The sequence below is a fragment of the Streptosporangium sp. NPDC002721 genome, assembly GCF_042888905.1.
Lineage (GTDB): Bacteria > Actinomycetota > Actinomycetes > Streptosporangiales > Streptosporangiaceae > Streptosporangium.
In genome coordinates this window covers 1-13,330 of sequence record NZ_JBIAQI010000042.1, presented here as the reverse complement: position 1 = coordinate 13,330, position 13,330 = coordinate 1, and the positions used below count along the sequence as shown (strand labels likewise).

At 64.4% G+C, this 13,330-nt stretch carries 13 protein-coding genes and 2 riboswitches; of the genes, 4 read left to right on the top strand and 9 right to left on the bottom strand.

Annotation, left to right across the window (positions count from 1 at the left end; all coding sequences use genetic code 11):
* Window positions 1-245 precede the first annotated feature (245 nt).
* Window positions 246-3,431: a BTAD domain-containing putative transcriptional regulator gene (locus ACFYWM_RS40115; protein ID WP_389925631.1), complete on the bottom strand. Its 3,186-nt coding sequence runs from the start codon at window positions 3,429-3,431 to the stop codon at window positions 246-248.
* Between the two features lie 398 nt (window positions 3,432-3,829).
* Window positions 3,830-4,022, top strand: a riboswitch (cobalamin riboswitch).
* On the opposite strand from ACFYWM_RS40115, the gene ACFYWM_RS40110 reads away from it, so the two are divergent.
* Window positions 3,991-4,302, top strand: coding sequence for a hypothetical protein (locus tag ACFYWM_RS40110; RefSeq protein ID WP_389925781.1), 312 nt, complete (start codon window positions 3,991-3,993; stop codon window positions 4,300-4,302). (Overlaps the previous riboswitch by 32 nt.)
* 596 nt (window positions 4,303-4,898) lie before the next feature.
* On the opposite strand, the gene ACFYWM_RS40105 is transcribed toward ACFYWM_RS40110, so the two are convergent.
* The 3 genes from ACFYWM_RS40105 to ACFYWM_RS40095 form a co-directional block, all read right to left on the bottom strand.
* Window positions 4,899-5,393: a hypothetical protein gene (locus ACFYWM_RS40105; protein WP_389925628.1), complete on the bottom strand. Its 495-nt coding sequence runs from the start codon at window positions 5,391-5,393 to the stop codon at window positions 4,899-4,901.
* A gap of 635 nt (window positions 5,394-6,028) precedes the next feature.
* Window positions 6,029-6,238, bottom strand: a complete 210-nt coding sequence (locus ACFYWM_RS40100) for a hypothetical protein (protein WP_389925625.1) — start codon at window positions 6,236-6,238, stop codon at window positions 6,029-6,031.
* A 2-nt stretch (window positions 6,239-6,240) separates the two neighbouring features.
* Complete coding sequence (locus tag ACFYWM_RS40095) at window positions 6,241-6,618, bottom strand: hypothetical protein (RefSeq protein WP_389925622.1); 378 nt, start codon at window positions 6,616-6,618, stop codon at window positions 6,241-6,243.
* A gap of 366 nt (window positions 6,619-6,984) precedes the next feature.
* Between ACFYWM_RS40095 and ACFYWM_RS40090 the strand changes: the two genes are divergently transcribed.
* On the top strand, window positions 6,985-8,154 hold the full coding sequence (locus tag ACFYWM_RS40090; protein ID WP_389925619.1) for a hypothetical protein: 1,170 nt from the start codon (window positions 6,985-6,987) through the stop codon (window positions 8,152-8,154).
* Here ACFYWM_RS40090 and cutA read toward each other — a convergent pair.
* Entirely contained in the window at window positions 8,093-8,410 is a 318-nt protein-coding gene (gene cutA / locus ACFYWM_RS40085) for a divalent-cation tolerance protein CutA (protein ID WP_389925616.1), read from the bottom strand. The two genes, ACFYWM_RS40090 and cutA, sit on opposite strands and share 62 nt — an antisense overlap.
* Window positions 8,411-8,679: 269 nt before the next feature.
* Window positions 8,680-8,872, top strand: a riboswitch (cobalamin riboswitch).
* Between the two features lie 109 nt (window positions 8,873-8,981).
* Here cutA and ACFYWM_RS40080 point away from each other — a divergent pair.
* Window positions 8,982-9,332: a hypothetical protein gene (locus tag ACFYWM_RS40080; protein WP_389925613.1), complete on the top strand. Its 351-nt coding sequence runs from the start codon at window positions 8,982-8,984 to the stop codon at window positions 9,330-9,332.
* Between the two features lie 454 nt (window positions 9,333-9,786).
* On the opposite strand, the gene ACFYWM_RS40075 is transcribed toward ACFYWM_RS40080, so the two are convergent.
* From ACFYWM_RS40075 to ACFYWM_RS40065, 3 genes are all read right to left on the bottom strand, one after another.
* Window positions 9,787-10,578 (bottom strand): hypothetical protein, encoded by a 792-nt coding sequence (locus ACFYWM_RS40075; RefSeq protein WP_389925610.1) that lies wholly within the window; start codon window positions 10,576-10,578, stop codon window positions 9,787-9,789.
* Between the two features lie 489 nt (window positions 10,579-11,067).
* Window positions 11,068-11,277 carry a hypothetical protein gene (locus tag ACFYWM_RS40070; RefSeq protein ID WP_389925608.1) on the bottom strand — a complete coding sequence of 70 codons (210 nt, stop codon included), beginning with the start codon at window positions 11,275-11,277 and terminating at the stop codon, window positions 11,068-11,070.
* A gap of 2 nt (window positions 11,278-11,279) precedes the next feature.
* Window positions 11,280-11,702, bottom strand: coding sequence for a hypothetical protein (locus ACFYWM_RS40065; protein WP_389925605.1), 423 nt, complete (start codon window positions 11,700-11,702; stop codon window positions 11,280-11,282).
* A 141-nt stretch (window positions 11,703-11,843) separates the two neighbouring features.
* On the opposite strand from ACFYWM_RS40065, the gene ACFYWM_RS40060 reads away from it, so the two are divergent.
* Window positions 11,844-12,989 carry a helix-turn-helix domain-containing protein gene (locus ACFYWM_RS40060; protein WP_389925602.1) on the top strand — a complete coding sequence of 382 codons (1,146 nt, stop codon included), beginning with the start codon at window positions 11,844-11,846 and terminating at the stop codon, window positions 12,987-12,989.
* A 9-nt stretch (window positions 12,990-12,998) separates the two neighbouring features.
* On the opposite strand, the gene ACFYWM_RS40055 is transcribed toward ACFYWM_RS40060, so the two are convergent.
* The coding region (locus ACFYWM_RS40055) for a replication initiator (RefSeq protein WP_389925599.1) at window positions 12,999-13,330 on the bottom strand (332 nt) is incomplete at its 5' end.

Here is a 13,330-nt window from a genome sequence, read left to right as displayed (position 1 = left end):
GATCGTTGCACCCGGCGGTCGCACTGTGGAATACGCGCGGAATACGCCCGGTCACTTGAGCTCGACGGCACCGCCGGTTCGAAACCCGGGTCTCGGCCCTGCCCGCGATGGAGTGTGACGGTCCCGAAGAGGGCACGGACATTGTCAGATCCTGATCCTCGGCAGGCGGCACCCGGCTCTCCGAGACCGCCGGCCGTCTGATGGCGGTCGCCCACGGCGAGTGTCGCCGAGAGCCTGGCCGCCCTTCACCCGAGGCGGGAGTCCAGCGTTCTCACGCCGTTCTCGTGCGAGATCCCGCGGAACAGTTCACGGGCCTCCTCCCAGACGGCTCTGGCCGTACGGTGGTCGCCGGCGGCGGCGTGGGCGTCGCCGAGGGCGCGGAGCGTCCGCGCCAGGTAGGGGATCGAGCCGCGGGTCCGCCACACCCGGACCGAGCGTTCGAGGGTGGCGACGGCGGCGGGCAGGTCTCCTTCGGCCAGGTTCAACTGCCCGAGCACGCTGAGCGCGTCGGCGAGATAATGGCCGAAGTTGCCGTCCTCGCTGTGGGCCAGCGTAAGTTCGGCGGTCGCCCTGGCCCGCTCGTCCCCGACCGCGGCGAACAGTTTCGAGAGGTAGAGCAGCGAGAACGTCTCCAGATAGCGGTAGTTCAACCGCCGTGCCATTCCCAAGGAGCTCTCCAGCAGTTCCTGGCCGCCCGTGATGTCACCGCAGAACGATTTCGCCGCACCGAGGAACTGGGTGATCGTCGTGGTGTAGTGAGCGTTGCCGAGCGCCTCGGCGACCTTCGTCGCCTGCTCCAGGACCTTGAGCGCCCCTTGAGGGTCGTCCTCGCCGTAGATGATCGCCATCACGTGGTAGGCCCGCGCCTGGCCGCCGAGGTAGTTCGCGTCGGCGGCCGTCCGCAGAGCGTGCTCCGCCAGGGCGAGCGCTTGTGCACCACCGTTTCCGTCGGCCGTCATGCTCCAGGCCAGGGTCGCCAGGGCGTCGGCCATTCCGACCGGATCGTCCAGCATGGTGAACAGATCGAGGAGCTGCGAAGCGCCGGTCCGCATCCGTGTCATCGCCGGTCCGGGACCCGCCGGTGAGCTCCAGGTGGTGACCTCCAGGAGGCCGCGCATCAGCACGGCCTCGCCGCGCTTGTCGCTGGCCTCCCGGCAGAGCGCGAGCGCCTGCTCGTGCATGCGCTGCCAGCCGTCGTACAAGCCACGCACGTTGAGGTACGTCTCGGTGGACCCCGCGAGATCCCATGCGAGCTGGGTCAGGCGCGCCTCGCACGCCTGGGCGACCCCCGCCATCAGCGCGGCGTGCTCCGCGCCGAACCAGGCCATCGGATCGGCCAGCAGCGGGCCGGAAACCGCCGCCGGCAGCCGCCAGCGCGGAGCAGAGCTGTGCATGAGCGCGTAGCAGGGGCCCTGGACGTGCTCCGCCGCGACCTCCGCCAGCGCCAGCCACGCCCCCAGGGCCCGCCCGAGCGCGGCCCGGCGCTCGGACTCGGAATCCTCGCGCTGCGCCCGCTCACGCGCGTACAACCGGATCAGGTCGTGGAACCGATACCTGAGCCCGCCCGTCTCGTCCGTCCCGGTTAGGTTCAGCAGATGAGCGTCGATCAGGGTTTCGATCTCGTGTTCCGCCTGCCGTACCGGCACGTCCAGGAGGGCCGCCATCGCCCAGGGGGCGAAATCGGGCGCGTCGAGCAGTCCGGCCAGCCGGAAGGCCCGCTGCGCACCCGCGGGAAGCGTCCGGTAGCTCATCTCGAATCCCGCGCGGATGTCGAGGTCGCCCGCCACGAGTTCGTCCAGCCGGTGCCGTTCCTCCCCAAGGACACCGGCGAGGTGGGACAGACTCCACTGCCTTCTGCCGAGGAGCCTGGCCGCCGAGATGCGGACCGCCAGCGGAACCCGGCCGCACAGCCGGGTGATCTCCAGAGCCGCGTCCGGGTCGTCCTGGACGCGTTCGTCCCCGACGATCCTTCTCAGCAGGTCCATCGCCTGGGCCGACGGCAGGACGTCGAGTTCCAGCAGGTTCGTGCCCTCGAGACCGACCAGCCGGACACGTCCGGTGAGGAGCACGGCCGTGCCGGGGGCCCCGGGCAGGAGCGGCCGTACCTGCTCCTCTCCGGCGACATTGTCGAGCAGGATGAGTATTCTGCGTCCGGCCAGGCAGCTCCGGAAGAACGCCACGCGTTCTTCCAGGGATTCGGGTATGCCGGTGGCGCTGATGCCCAGTGCGAACAGGAACCGGCTGAGCACGTCCTCCGGGCGGGCAGGGTCGGCGGAGGCACCGCGCAGGTCCGCGTAGAGCTGGCCGTCGGGGAAGCGGCCCGCGATCCGGTGCGCGACGTGTACGGCGAGCGTGGTCTTGCCCAGGCCCCCCAGGCCCGCGATGCTGGCCATGGCGACGGTGCCCGGCCGCGGCTTGGTGAGGACGTCGGTGAGTTCTGCCACCTCGCCGTCCCTGCCCGTGAAATCCGCGATGTCCGGCGGCAACTCGGCGGGGGTGGGGGCCGCTTGAGGTTCAGGCGTCGAGGCCGTGGCAGGGACGGGACGGTCGGCGGACAGGGCACGCATGTGCTCGCTCGGCTCGACGCCCGGTTCGTCCGACAGGCGCGCAGGAGTGTCACGGTGGGCCGGCCTGTACGGGCCCGGCCCCACAGGGGCGCCCGTGATCGTCGCCATGACGCGAGGAACGAGGTCGAGTGAGGGGTCCTGAGTGAGGATTCTCTGATGCATGTCGCGCAGCTCTTCGGCCGGGTCCAGACCGGTCTCCTCGATCAGGGTCTTGCGGGCACGCGCGTATTCGGCGAGCGCGTCCGCCCGCCGGCCACAGCGGTACAGAGCCAGCATCAGCTGCGCGCGCAGCCGCTCCCGCAGCGGATACTCGTTGGTGAGCGCGGTCAGCTCGCCCAACAGCCCGGCGTGGCGTCCCAGCCTCAGGTCCACGGCGATCCGCGACTGCAAGACCGACAGGCGGACCTCGTCCAGCCGCGTGGCCTCCGCGGCCAGCATCGGGACATCGGTCATGCCGACGAACGCGGGCCCGCGCCAGAGACTCAGCGCCTCGTGCAGGCGGTGAGTCGCTTCCTCCGGTTCACCGGCAGCCTCCACCGCCTGCCCTGAGCCGGCCAGGTTCTCGAACCTCGCCGCATCCAGCTCGTCCCGGACCACCGGCACCAGATAGCCGGAGCCGTGCCGCACGACGCGAGCCGGGTCGCCCAGGTGCCGCCGGAGCCGGTGGACGTAGGTCTGCATGTTCTTGGTGGCGCTCTTCGGAGGGGTGTTCCCCCACAGTGCCGAAGCCAGTTGATCTTCCGAAACAGGATTACCCGCTCGGCACAGCAGAACCGCCAGCAGCACCCGCGCCTTGGGCGTGCCGAGATCGAGCTGCTCACCCTCTTGCCACACCGTCAGCGGACCTAGTATCCCGAACTTCATCGCGCCCCCTTGACTGGAGGCACTGTAAACCTGGACGGCCTGTTCCGGTGATCCACTTGGTGACGAAACGATTGCGAACTCTTCCCGCCCGGGCCGGATTCCAGAGCATGACCAGCCGGCTGCCGAACCGTGTCATGACCCCGTTCCGCCAGGTCTGCCACGTAGGCGGCCCTAAGCAGAGGGGAAGGAAGGTGCGCCAGGGGTGTGCGGCTCTCGACATGACTGATTCCCGTCGGAGACACAACGCTGGTAATCAGGGTGATGGTGGTCGCTTCGGCAGGATGGGGCAGGCCGAGGAGATCGCCTGTGCTGCCGGCTTGTCACTGGCGGGATCCCCGGCCGGCTGGTCGGTCTGCTGGAGGGGGGCGGTGTTTGGCATGTGTTCGTGGTGCGGTTGGTTCTTCCGGTGTCGTTTTCGGTGTCGGGAGTCGTAAGAGGGAACCCGGTGTGAGTCCGGGACTGCCCCGCAGCGGTGAGTGGGAACGAACGCCGTCATCGGCACTGGGTGTGTGTCACCTGGGAAGCGACGGTCAGTAGGGATTGTGTGTGATGCCCGCGTATCGGGGGCCGTCGCGAGTTGAAGCGGGCGACGGAGGATTACTGGGCCGGGCGCGTCGATGCCGCCGGCTTGCAGGAGGCGGCCGCGGGGTTGCGGCAAGGGGTGTGGCGGGAACTGTCGGAGGCGGGGCTGGACGCGGTGCCGTCCGACACGTTTTCCCTGTACGACCACGTTTTGGACACCGTCGCCCTGGTGGGTGCGGTGCCGGAGCGGTTCGCCGGGGTGGCCGATCCGTACTTCGCGATGGCGCGGGGCGCAGAGGGGGTGGCGCCGCTGGAGATGACCAAGTGGTTCGACACCAACTATCACTAGTTCGACCGCAAAGGCAACTATTCGTTGGAGGGCGCTCAGTGTAGCGGCTCATTGAGGTGATCAATACTCTGAGCTGCCAGGACGTCTGGGCAACCGGCCATGTAGGTCCCTGAGTTACATGATCGAGATCGCGTTAGCGGGTCGATCCGCGAGGATTTTCGTTACTTGGTTCAAGGCAGTCCGTCTGCGGCGGCCTGCGCGCGTCGGGCGGTCGCTAGCCGCGCTGCGGCTCTCCGGCCGGGGGCGCGGCCAGCGCCGCTCACGCGCCGGGCCGCCACGACGAACAACGTGAACCGATCGAAGGTCGTCACGGGTACGGTCTGCTGCGAAACGCACCCGCGCAGCCAGCGGAGGCTGGATCACACTTTCAGCGGAGGTGCTCAGGTCCTAAGGTGATCACCGCGCTTCGGGCGGATCAGTGGGATGACAGGGGGGAATCTGATCATCTTGCCCGCCATCGACCCGGACAGGCCCAGTAGACCGGCTTCCCCTACGCGATGGGTCGACAGCGTGCGAGGTGATCAGAAGAACGGTGTTTGATTGGACGCGCCCTTGCAAAAACGTGCTTTTGTCTTAACTTCCATGGAGCAGTGGCGTTATGCTGTGCGAGTTAATGTCAGAATTATATATGTTTGAGTCTTGGCGGGTTCAGTCATTAGAGCCTTTTCTACTTTTGACTCTAGGGGTTCGCCATGCGCCTCGTAATTCTCAAACGAGTCAATTTTTAGAACGGTATTTGCCCACTTTGTCGACTTCATGTGAATCCAGAGGTGGCCGCTACCTGAGGTTTTCCAGCCAATCCCTTGCAGCTGATTGCGCGCCTTATTGCGTGCTGCCTCGTAGTCGACAGCTCCAAGATCAACCAGTAAAAAATCGTCCACCTGGGTAGTGTCTTCCCAGGTGCCACTCGTTGTAGTGTGTGCGATTACCTTGCCGATAGCCCGCACTTCGGCTACAGTGGCTGGGTCTACCTTCAGAGTTGTATGTAATAGGCCGCAACCTGAAATAACAAGTGTCGCGCATAGAATGGTTGTTGTAAATATTCTTAATGTGCTCATGCGCTTCGGTTTGATAGCGTTGATCGTAGCCATAGGGAAATCTCCATTGCCTAGGTGATTACCGTGATCGCACTAGGCTGTAGTCGGATATTTTCGACTGGGCCCAATGGTGTTACATCACCGAGGGTAGCGCCACCTGGAGAACCGTAGTGAACTTCAGTGGTTTTCTGCGAACCGCTTCGTAGGTGTTCGTGCTGACGGTTCAACCTCGATCACACTCTGATTGCTTCGGGATGAAGAGGCCACAGGTTCATCTGCATCATTAGAGCGTCAGTGCTCCGCGCCGTCGTCCGGCGCGGCACGCCCGTCCGCGCCGGACGGACATCGGGGCCGGGCATGCGGCCTGGAGGCCGGTCCCGTCCCGCGCCCGCCCGGTGCGGACGGCCGGACCCCGCCGCACCAGTCCGCCCGCCGTACCGAACACCGCGCCGACCGTGAACGCGCTGCCGCCCGCTCCGACCACCGGCCCAACCGCTACGCGGCCCCTACGGGGTCCTTCGGATCGCGTCGGCCGCTCCGCTCGTATCCATCAGAAACGCCCGAATGGTAGGAGTGACACCTCTGCTGCCCCGCTTCCGATGCGCGGGCCTGACGGCCCTGTGCTTCGGGTCGGGTTGCCACCGGATGACATGGTCACCAACAGCGAGAGTGACCTACCCGAGCCGCCATCACGTGTCCCTGGCCTGCCGTAGCCGGTCCAACGCCTCGTTGACCAGGCGACCGAGGTTTCCCAGCTCGTGCACCATCCGGTGACGTTCCTTGTCCTCCCAAGCCTTGATGGCCGCCCCAAGGTTTCCCGACTTACCGGCACTGATGATGATCTCTTGGCCGTTGACGCGCTTCGTGGCCGCATCGCCCAGGATGACCCAGCCGTACACGGTCACGTCTCCCGAACGGCCAGGATCAGGTCAACGACCTTTTCCGGCTGTTCCTGCCTGACGGTCTGAAGGTCGGCGCCGTTGCGGATGGACACCAGGTAGCAGCCTGAGCGTGGACCCATGGTCACCGTGGCTACGCGCCAGCCCTGCGGACCCTTCACGGTCAACTCCGGCGGGTGTCGCTCCATCCACGACCGAAGCGGAGGCTGGTCGGGCCAGGGCGCCGCCCTGTTGGCGAACAGCCCCAGGCTGATCGTGTGATGGCGGTGAGCACGGATTCCCCGCTCGGTGAGAAGCCGCTGAACCACGGCCAGCGCCTTGTCTTGGCTCTCCACTGTCGCCTCGTCAACGGCGGGTGGGACGGCTCTACAGTTGTCCATGGGTCGCACCTCCAGTGTGCGATCAAGGAACCCGTACGGCGTGACCGCGCCTGGGGGTTCCGCTTTTTCGCGGTCCTCCCATGACAGCGCCCCACCAGCACGTGGAGATAGGGCGGGACAGGGGAGACCAGGGGAGAGAAGAGGAGTAACAGGCTCAGCTGAAGGGGAATAGGGGAGACTGAGGGAGAGACGCAGACCCCTATCTCCAGAGGTAACGCGATGCGCGACGTTCCAGCTTGGGCGCGACGGCTACGCGCCGAACGGCGTAACTGGCTGTGGACTCAGCGGGAAATGGCCCGAGCGTTGACCGATCTGGCCGACGAACGCACGCGTAGCCGTATGCCGGGACGGGATTCCGTCACCCGCATGATCAAAGACTGGGAAGCGGGCAGGCATAAGCCGAGGGATCCATACCGGCTGCTTTATTGTCGCGCTTTCGACCTGGACGAGAATGAACTGTTCGGCGCGGAAAGCACGTCACGCACTGAGCCGGAGGATGATGTGTTACGCAGAGAATTTCTCGGTGCGTCCGTGGCGACTGTGGGAATTGCCGCTATTCCAGTACCGTTTGAGAGTCTTCCTCAGGGGCGACGTGTCAATGATGAGCTTGTCGTTTCGCTTCGCAAGCGCATCGCACGTCTACGTCGAATCGACGATTATCTAGGTGGCGCCGAAACCTATCCTCTCTATGCTGCCGAGCTTGAGAGAACGAGCACACTCGTCAACGAGGCCAGTTATACGGAGAAGACGGGCAGAGCGCTTCTAAGCGTAGTCAGCGAGCAAGCACAGCAGGCAGGATGGGCTGCCTTCGACGCAGGATGGGCCAAGAGGGCGAGGCAGCTTTTCAAGAAAAGCCTGTCGGCCGCCACCGATGCCGGGGACACCGCCCTTCTTGCCAACTCGCTGGCATTCTTGGCTTATCAGAAAGTGAGTTACGGCTCTCCGGGAATTCGGGAAGCGGATGCTTCGTGCCGGGTTGCGGAGCGAGGGACTCCCCCTGCGGTCAGGGCACTCCTACTGGAGCGGGCGGCATGGGCGTATGCATCTGAAGGGCAGAGATACCAGGTTGAGGTCGAAAGAGCCCTCGAAGAAGCCGGTAGGGCACTTGAGGAGAGCAGTGGCGAGCCGAATCCGGATTGGGCACTCTGGGTTGACCGGCTCGAACTTCAGATCATGACGGGACGGTGCTGGGTCGCGCTGAATCAACCCGTTAAGGCCATTGCCGTTCTTGAGGATGCTCTCTCGAAGTACGAAGACACCCATGCCCGAGACAAGTCCCTATATATGACCTGGCTTTCGGAAGCGTATCTAGACGCCGGGGAGATCGAACGCGCATCCGCCGTTATGAGTCAGTCGTTGAGCCTCTCCGTAGATGTTGCGTCAATTCGCCCGCGTCAGCGCGCCGGCGCCGTTCTTGAGCGACTTGAGGATCACAGGTCGCTGCCATCCGTTACTGAACTCTTCGACCGCATGGCTACGCCGTCGTCTTGCTCAGCCATCCCAAGTACGGAGCCGACCCACCGTCAATCGATGTGAAGGTCACTTCAGGGTTGTTCCACGGATGCTCGGATATCAAATATGCTTCCAATTCCGGGTAGCGCTCCGCAGTTGTCCTCAGGAAGATCTGCCACTCTTCCCCTTCTCCCATTTTTCCCTCATGCCAGAAAACGGACTGCGCAGGCCCGAAGACTTGGCCCGATGCTGCCAATTTCGCGCGGACGGCAGATCTGAGAAGATTCATCGCCGCATCGCGGCTGTCCACTGTGGTCGAAACCTGGAGGTAGTCGGTCATGCGGCCAAGCCTAGGTCACTTCCCCGGATCCGGTACGGAAGAGTGAAGGCGGCTTTTGGGTGACCGGAGTGCGTCCTTATGGGGCACGAAGCACTTCATTTCACGATGACCCGTTCTCTGACGATCTCGCAGGCAGTGGCGACACTTTGCCGAGTCAGCTCAGCCCAGAGGAGGTCGTCGTGTCGGTAACTGCTTCCGGCGTGGGGCCACTCGGACAGGGTGAGCGCGGGCTCTTCGGCAGGAGCGGGTTATGCTCGGGGCGCGGTTGGTTCTTCCGGTGTCGTGTTGGTGTCGGGAGTCGTAAGAGGGAACCCGGTGTGATTCCGGGACTGCCCCGCAGCGGTGAGTGGGAACGAACGCCGTCATCGGCACTGGGTGCGTGTCATCTGGGAAGCGACGGTCAGTAGGAGTTGTGTGTGATGCCCGCGAGTCCGAAGACCTGCCAGCCGCCCGTGTGCCGTCCGGTGCGCGGTGATCCGTGGCCTCGTGGGAGGGCCTGGGATGCGTCTTTCCCGTGCGTTCCTTCCGCGTGGCCGTGGGTCGGCATGGCATGAGCCGAGGGAAGGACGCCATGAGCAAGGTCACCACGACCGTTTTGGGTTATCCCCGTATCGGGGGCCGTCGCGAGTTGAAGCGGGCGACGGAGGATTACTGGGCCGGGCGGGTTGACGCCGCCGGCCTTCAGGAGACGGCGGCCGGTCTGCGGGAGCGGGCGTGGCGGGAGCTGTCGGGGGCGGGGCTGGACGCGGTGCCGTCCAACACCTTCTCGCTGTATGACCACGTGCTGGATGCGATCGCGCTGGTGGGCGCGGTTCCCGAGCGGTTCGCCGGGGCGGCCGATCCGTACTTCGCGATGGCGCGGGGCGCCGAGGGGGTGGCGCCGCTGGAGATGACCAAGTGGTTCGACACCAACTACCACTAGTTCGACCGCAAAGGCAACTATTCGTTGGAGGGCGCTCAGTGTAGCGGCTCATTGAGGTGATCAATACTCTGAGCTGCCAGGACGTCTGGGCAACCGGCCATGTAGGTCCCTGAGTTACATGATCGAGATCGCGTTAGCGGGTCGATCCGCGAGGATTTTCATTACTTGGTTCAAGGCAGTCCGCCTGCGGCGGCCTGCGCGCGTCGGGCGGTCGTTGGCCGCGCTGCGGCTCTTCGGCCGGTCGCGGCCACGCCGCCCACACGCCAGATTCACCGGGCGAACGCCTGAGCCAGGAAAGCCTCTCGGCGAGCGCGGCGATCCCTCCGCAAGGCTGCCGCGCCGCTTCCTGTACTCGGGTCTTAACGGCCCTGCGTTCCGGGTTCTTGCCATCGAATCACCTGAGGCTGTTTCGAGCAGGTTGAGCGGTCACCGCTTGCACTGAACACCGAGGCCGTCAACGGCATCCCGCGTACCATTCCATGGTTTCTGCGAGCCCTTGCCAATGCGTGTATGCCTCCGGATTGAGCACGTCGTCACCCGGGCGCGCCCGGACCAGACCTGCTGGACACTCGAAGCCAAGGTCACGGTAGTCAGGGTCCTTTTTTCGGTGTACCGCCACGCGGAAGACCGTCATCTTCATCACCGCGTCGATGGAGACGCCCAAAGGGCAGGAGCCGTCCACGGCATCCGGGATCCCATCGAGTTCCTGCTGTGAAGGAAGCCGATCCCCCAGATAGCCCATCAGAGAGAGAATCGGGGCGCAGCCAACCCGGTCATCGTCAATGCGGGCGACACGCAGGAGAACAACGTCCCCAGATGGGACCCGGTATGCCAGCACCGCTCCAGGTGTCAGGTCGGTGACGTGGCGCCACGGGCGGCGCAGGCGCCTGCGTTCCGGTTGCGGGCCCGTGAGTTGGGCCTGAACTTTAAGGAGGGCGGCTTGCCGACCAGCTAGGGCCTTGGCCCCCTCATCTGCCCAGCGGGATAGGTCTTCGCCCTGCTCAATAATCGAAAGCGCCCTGTCGCGCACCGTCACGTCCAATCGGCCGATCTTCGACTGCGTGACGGCGAGGGCAAGCCAGACCACCGGGCCCTCGTCGGGATCGGCTAATACTTCGGTGTAGGACTCCAGGATGCGACGCTGGGCGTCCTCGTCGGTTATCCCGTCTTCGATGAGCTCGCGATAGTCGTCACGGACGTCGCAAGCTAAGTCGTCCGAGAACAGGGCAGGACCCCAGGCTCCCATCCGGCGTGTCTCCATTTCTCCGTATAGAAGGTCCAAGGTATCCGGCTCATCGACTGGGAGCGGCAGGCGGTGTCAGGGGGGCAGGACCCAAGGCCGTTACAGCAGTGGAATACAGCAACTCCGCCTTGAGCGATCACACGCCACCGACCCGCATCAACCATTTGACCAGGGCGCCAGCCCATCGGCCTGGGACGTGCCGTTCACTCGTGCGGACGGCCGGACCCCGCCGCCCGCCGTACTGAATATCGCGCCGACCGTGAACGCACTGCCGCCCGCTTCGACCACCGGCCCAACCGCTACGCGGCCCCTACGGGGTCCTTCGGATTGCGCCGGCCGCTCCGCTCGTGCTCATCAGGAACGCTCAAATGGTGGGGAAACACCTCTGCCGCCCCGCTTCCGATGCTCGGGCCTGGTGGCCCTGTGCTTCGGGTCGGGTTGCCACCGGATGACATGGTTACCAACAGCGAGAATGACCTACCCCCGCGGCCATCAGATGTCCCTGGCCTGCCGTAGCCGGTCCAACGCGTCATTGACCAAGCGACCGAGGTTCCCCAGCTCGTATGCCATCCGGTGACGTTCCTTGTCCTCCCAAGCCCTAATGGCTGCCCCGAGGTCACCCGACTTCCCAGCAGTGATGATGATCTCTTGGCCGTTGACCCTCTTCGTGGCCGCATCGCCCAGGATGACCCAGCCGTACACGCTCACATCTCCCGAGCAGCCAGGATCAGGTCAACCACCTTTTCCGGTTGTTCCTGCCCAACAGCTTCAAGCTCGGGACCATTGCGAATGGACACCAGGTAGCACCCCGAGCGCGGTCCTACGGTCACCGTGATATCGCGCCAGCCTTGGGGACCGATCACCGCGAGTTCGGGCGGGTGCCGCTTCATCCATGTCCGGGAGTCAGGTCGGTTGGGCCAGGTGGGGAGGTCTACGTGGTTGCCGTACAGTCCGAGGCTGATCGTGTTGTGGCGGTGGGCACGAATGCCGTGCTCGGTGAGAAGCCGTTGCACGACGGCCAGAGCCCTATCCTGGCTTTCCGCTGCAGCGTCGGTGATCACCTCGCCGCACTCGTCGCCACCCTGACTTTCGCTCTGCCCCTCTGTTTCGCCTTGCGTCACTCTCATAACACCCGCCTTTCCTCTCACAGGTGCGCGCTCTTTGGGGCCCTCATGGTTCCGACCCGTTTCTGAGAGCACCAGCAAGGGCATCGCTTACAGCGATAGGAGTGCTAGGGGAAAGATCGCTCACAGCGATACGCTCGTTCGGTGGATGTGCGGACTTTCCCAGAGGCCCTTAAAGCGATCATGGAGCAGCAAGGGTGGACCCAAACCGATCTCGCCCGTGAGCTAGGTGTTTCCCAGGCATGGGTCTCCGAGGTGTCCCGAGGTCAGAAGGACACCGGCATGGCCAAGGCCATCAACCTACTGGCGCGCGTAGGCTGGGAAATACGCATATCGCCCAAAGTGGAGGAGTCTGTGGAACGCAGGGAATTCCTGGCAGCAGCCGCATCCGTTATCTTCGTTCCCTCTACTAGCGCGAATCCCTATCAAGACGCCAATTATGTGAACACATTGGCCACGTCACTTGCTCGCAGCCGGTACGAGCTTGGCGGAATTCCGCTCATGTCGCGTGCGTCAAGCCATATGCAACACATCGATCGAATATTGAAAGACGTCAGCGGGCGGCCTCTACAAAAAGCGGTTTCTGAGCTTATGTATCAGGTCACCCTCGTTCTGTACGACGCGGGGAGGCTTGCCCAAGCCGACCGGACCGGCGGCATAGCGCTTGACCTCGCACTCCGAGCCCAGGACTTCAAGAGCCAGGCCCGCGCGTACGACAGCCTGAGCCGGGTCAGCCTCTATCGAGGCGATCACGCCCGAGGGGTCACCTACGCTCAGCGAGGACTACAGGTCCCGGACATCACCAGCAGCCAGCAGGCATCTTTGAGCATGAGGCTTGGGCGTTCCCTGGCGCTCATACCGGAGCAGAAAGCGGCGTCCCGGAATGCGCTTGATCGTGCGCTCAATGTCGGAGGGCTTTCCCCCTTCGGAGAAGCCGCCTTGGCGGGTGACGTCGGTATAGGACTGAGCCACCTTCGCGAGTACGGGGAAGCTGGAACACTGCTGAATGAAGCAGCCAGCACGATCGGGCAATGGTCGCCGCTTTTCCGAGCGCAATACCTGGGACGGCAGATACAAACGGCACTAAGGGCTTCCGATCCGTCTTTTGCAGCCGATCGGATGAACGAACTGGCACGAGCGCTCCCGTTTGTCGCTTCGGCGAGAGTCAACAAACGGGCTCATGAAATACTCCGAGCGTCTCTCAAATGGAACGCGACCCCAGAGATACGGCAGGCACGCGAACACCTGCAATCCATGATTTCCCCCGAATCCCCACCGCCCGCCGCGTGACAATGGGCCTCATGGTGCCGCCCGTTCTTTAGCGATCGTGCGGGCAGTCGCGATGCGTTGTCGAGCCAGCTCAGCCCAGAAGGGTTCGCCGTGTCGGTGGCCGCTTCCGGCGTAGCGCCACTCCGACAGGGTGAGCGTGGTCTCTTCGGCAGGATCGGGCAGGCCGAGGAGCACCCGAGCTTGCGCGGCCCGGTAGTCGGCACGGGTCCGGCGTAGCTCGCCGAGGGTGGTGGAGTAGTAGCGGCTCTTGGTGGAGAAGTGGGATCTGGCAAGATTTTCGTGATGGGATGACGGAACGTTATTGCGGTGGCATCGTGGCCATTGTGTGAAGACCTTCTGTA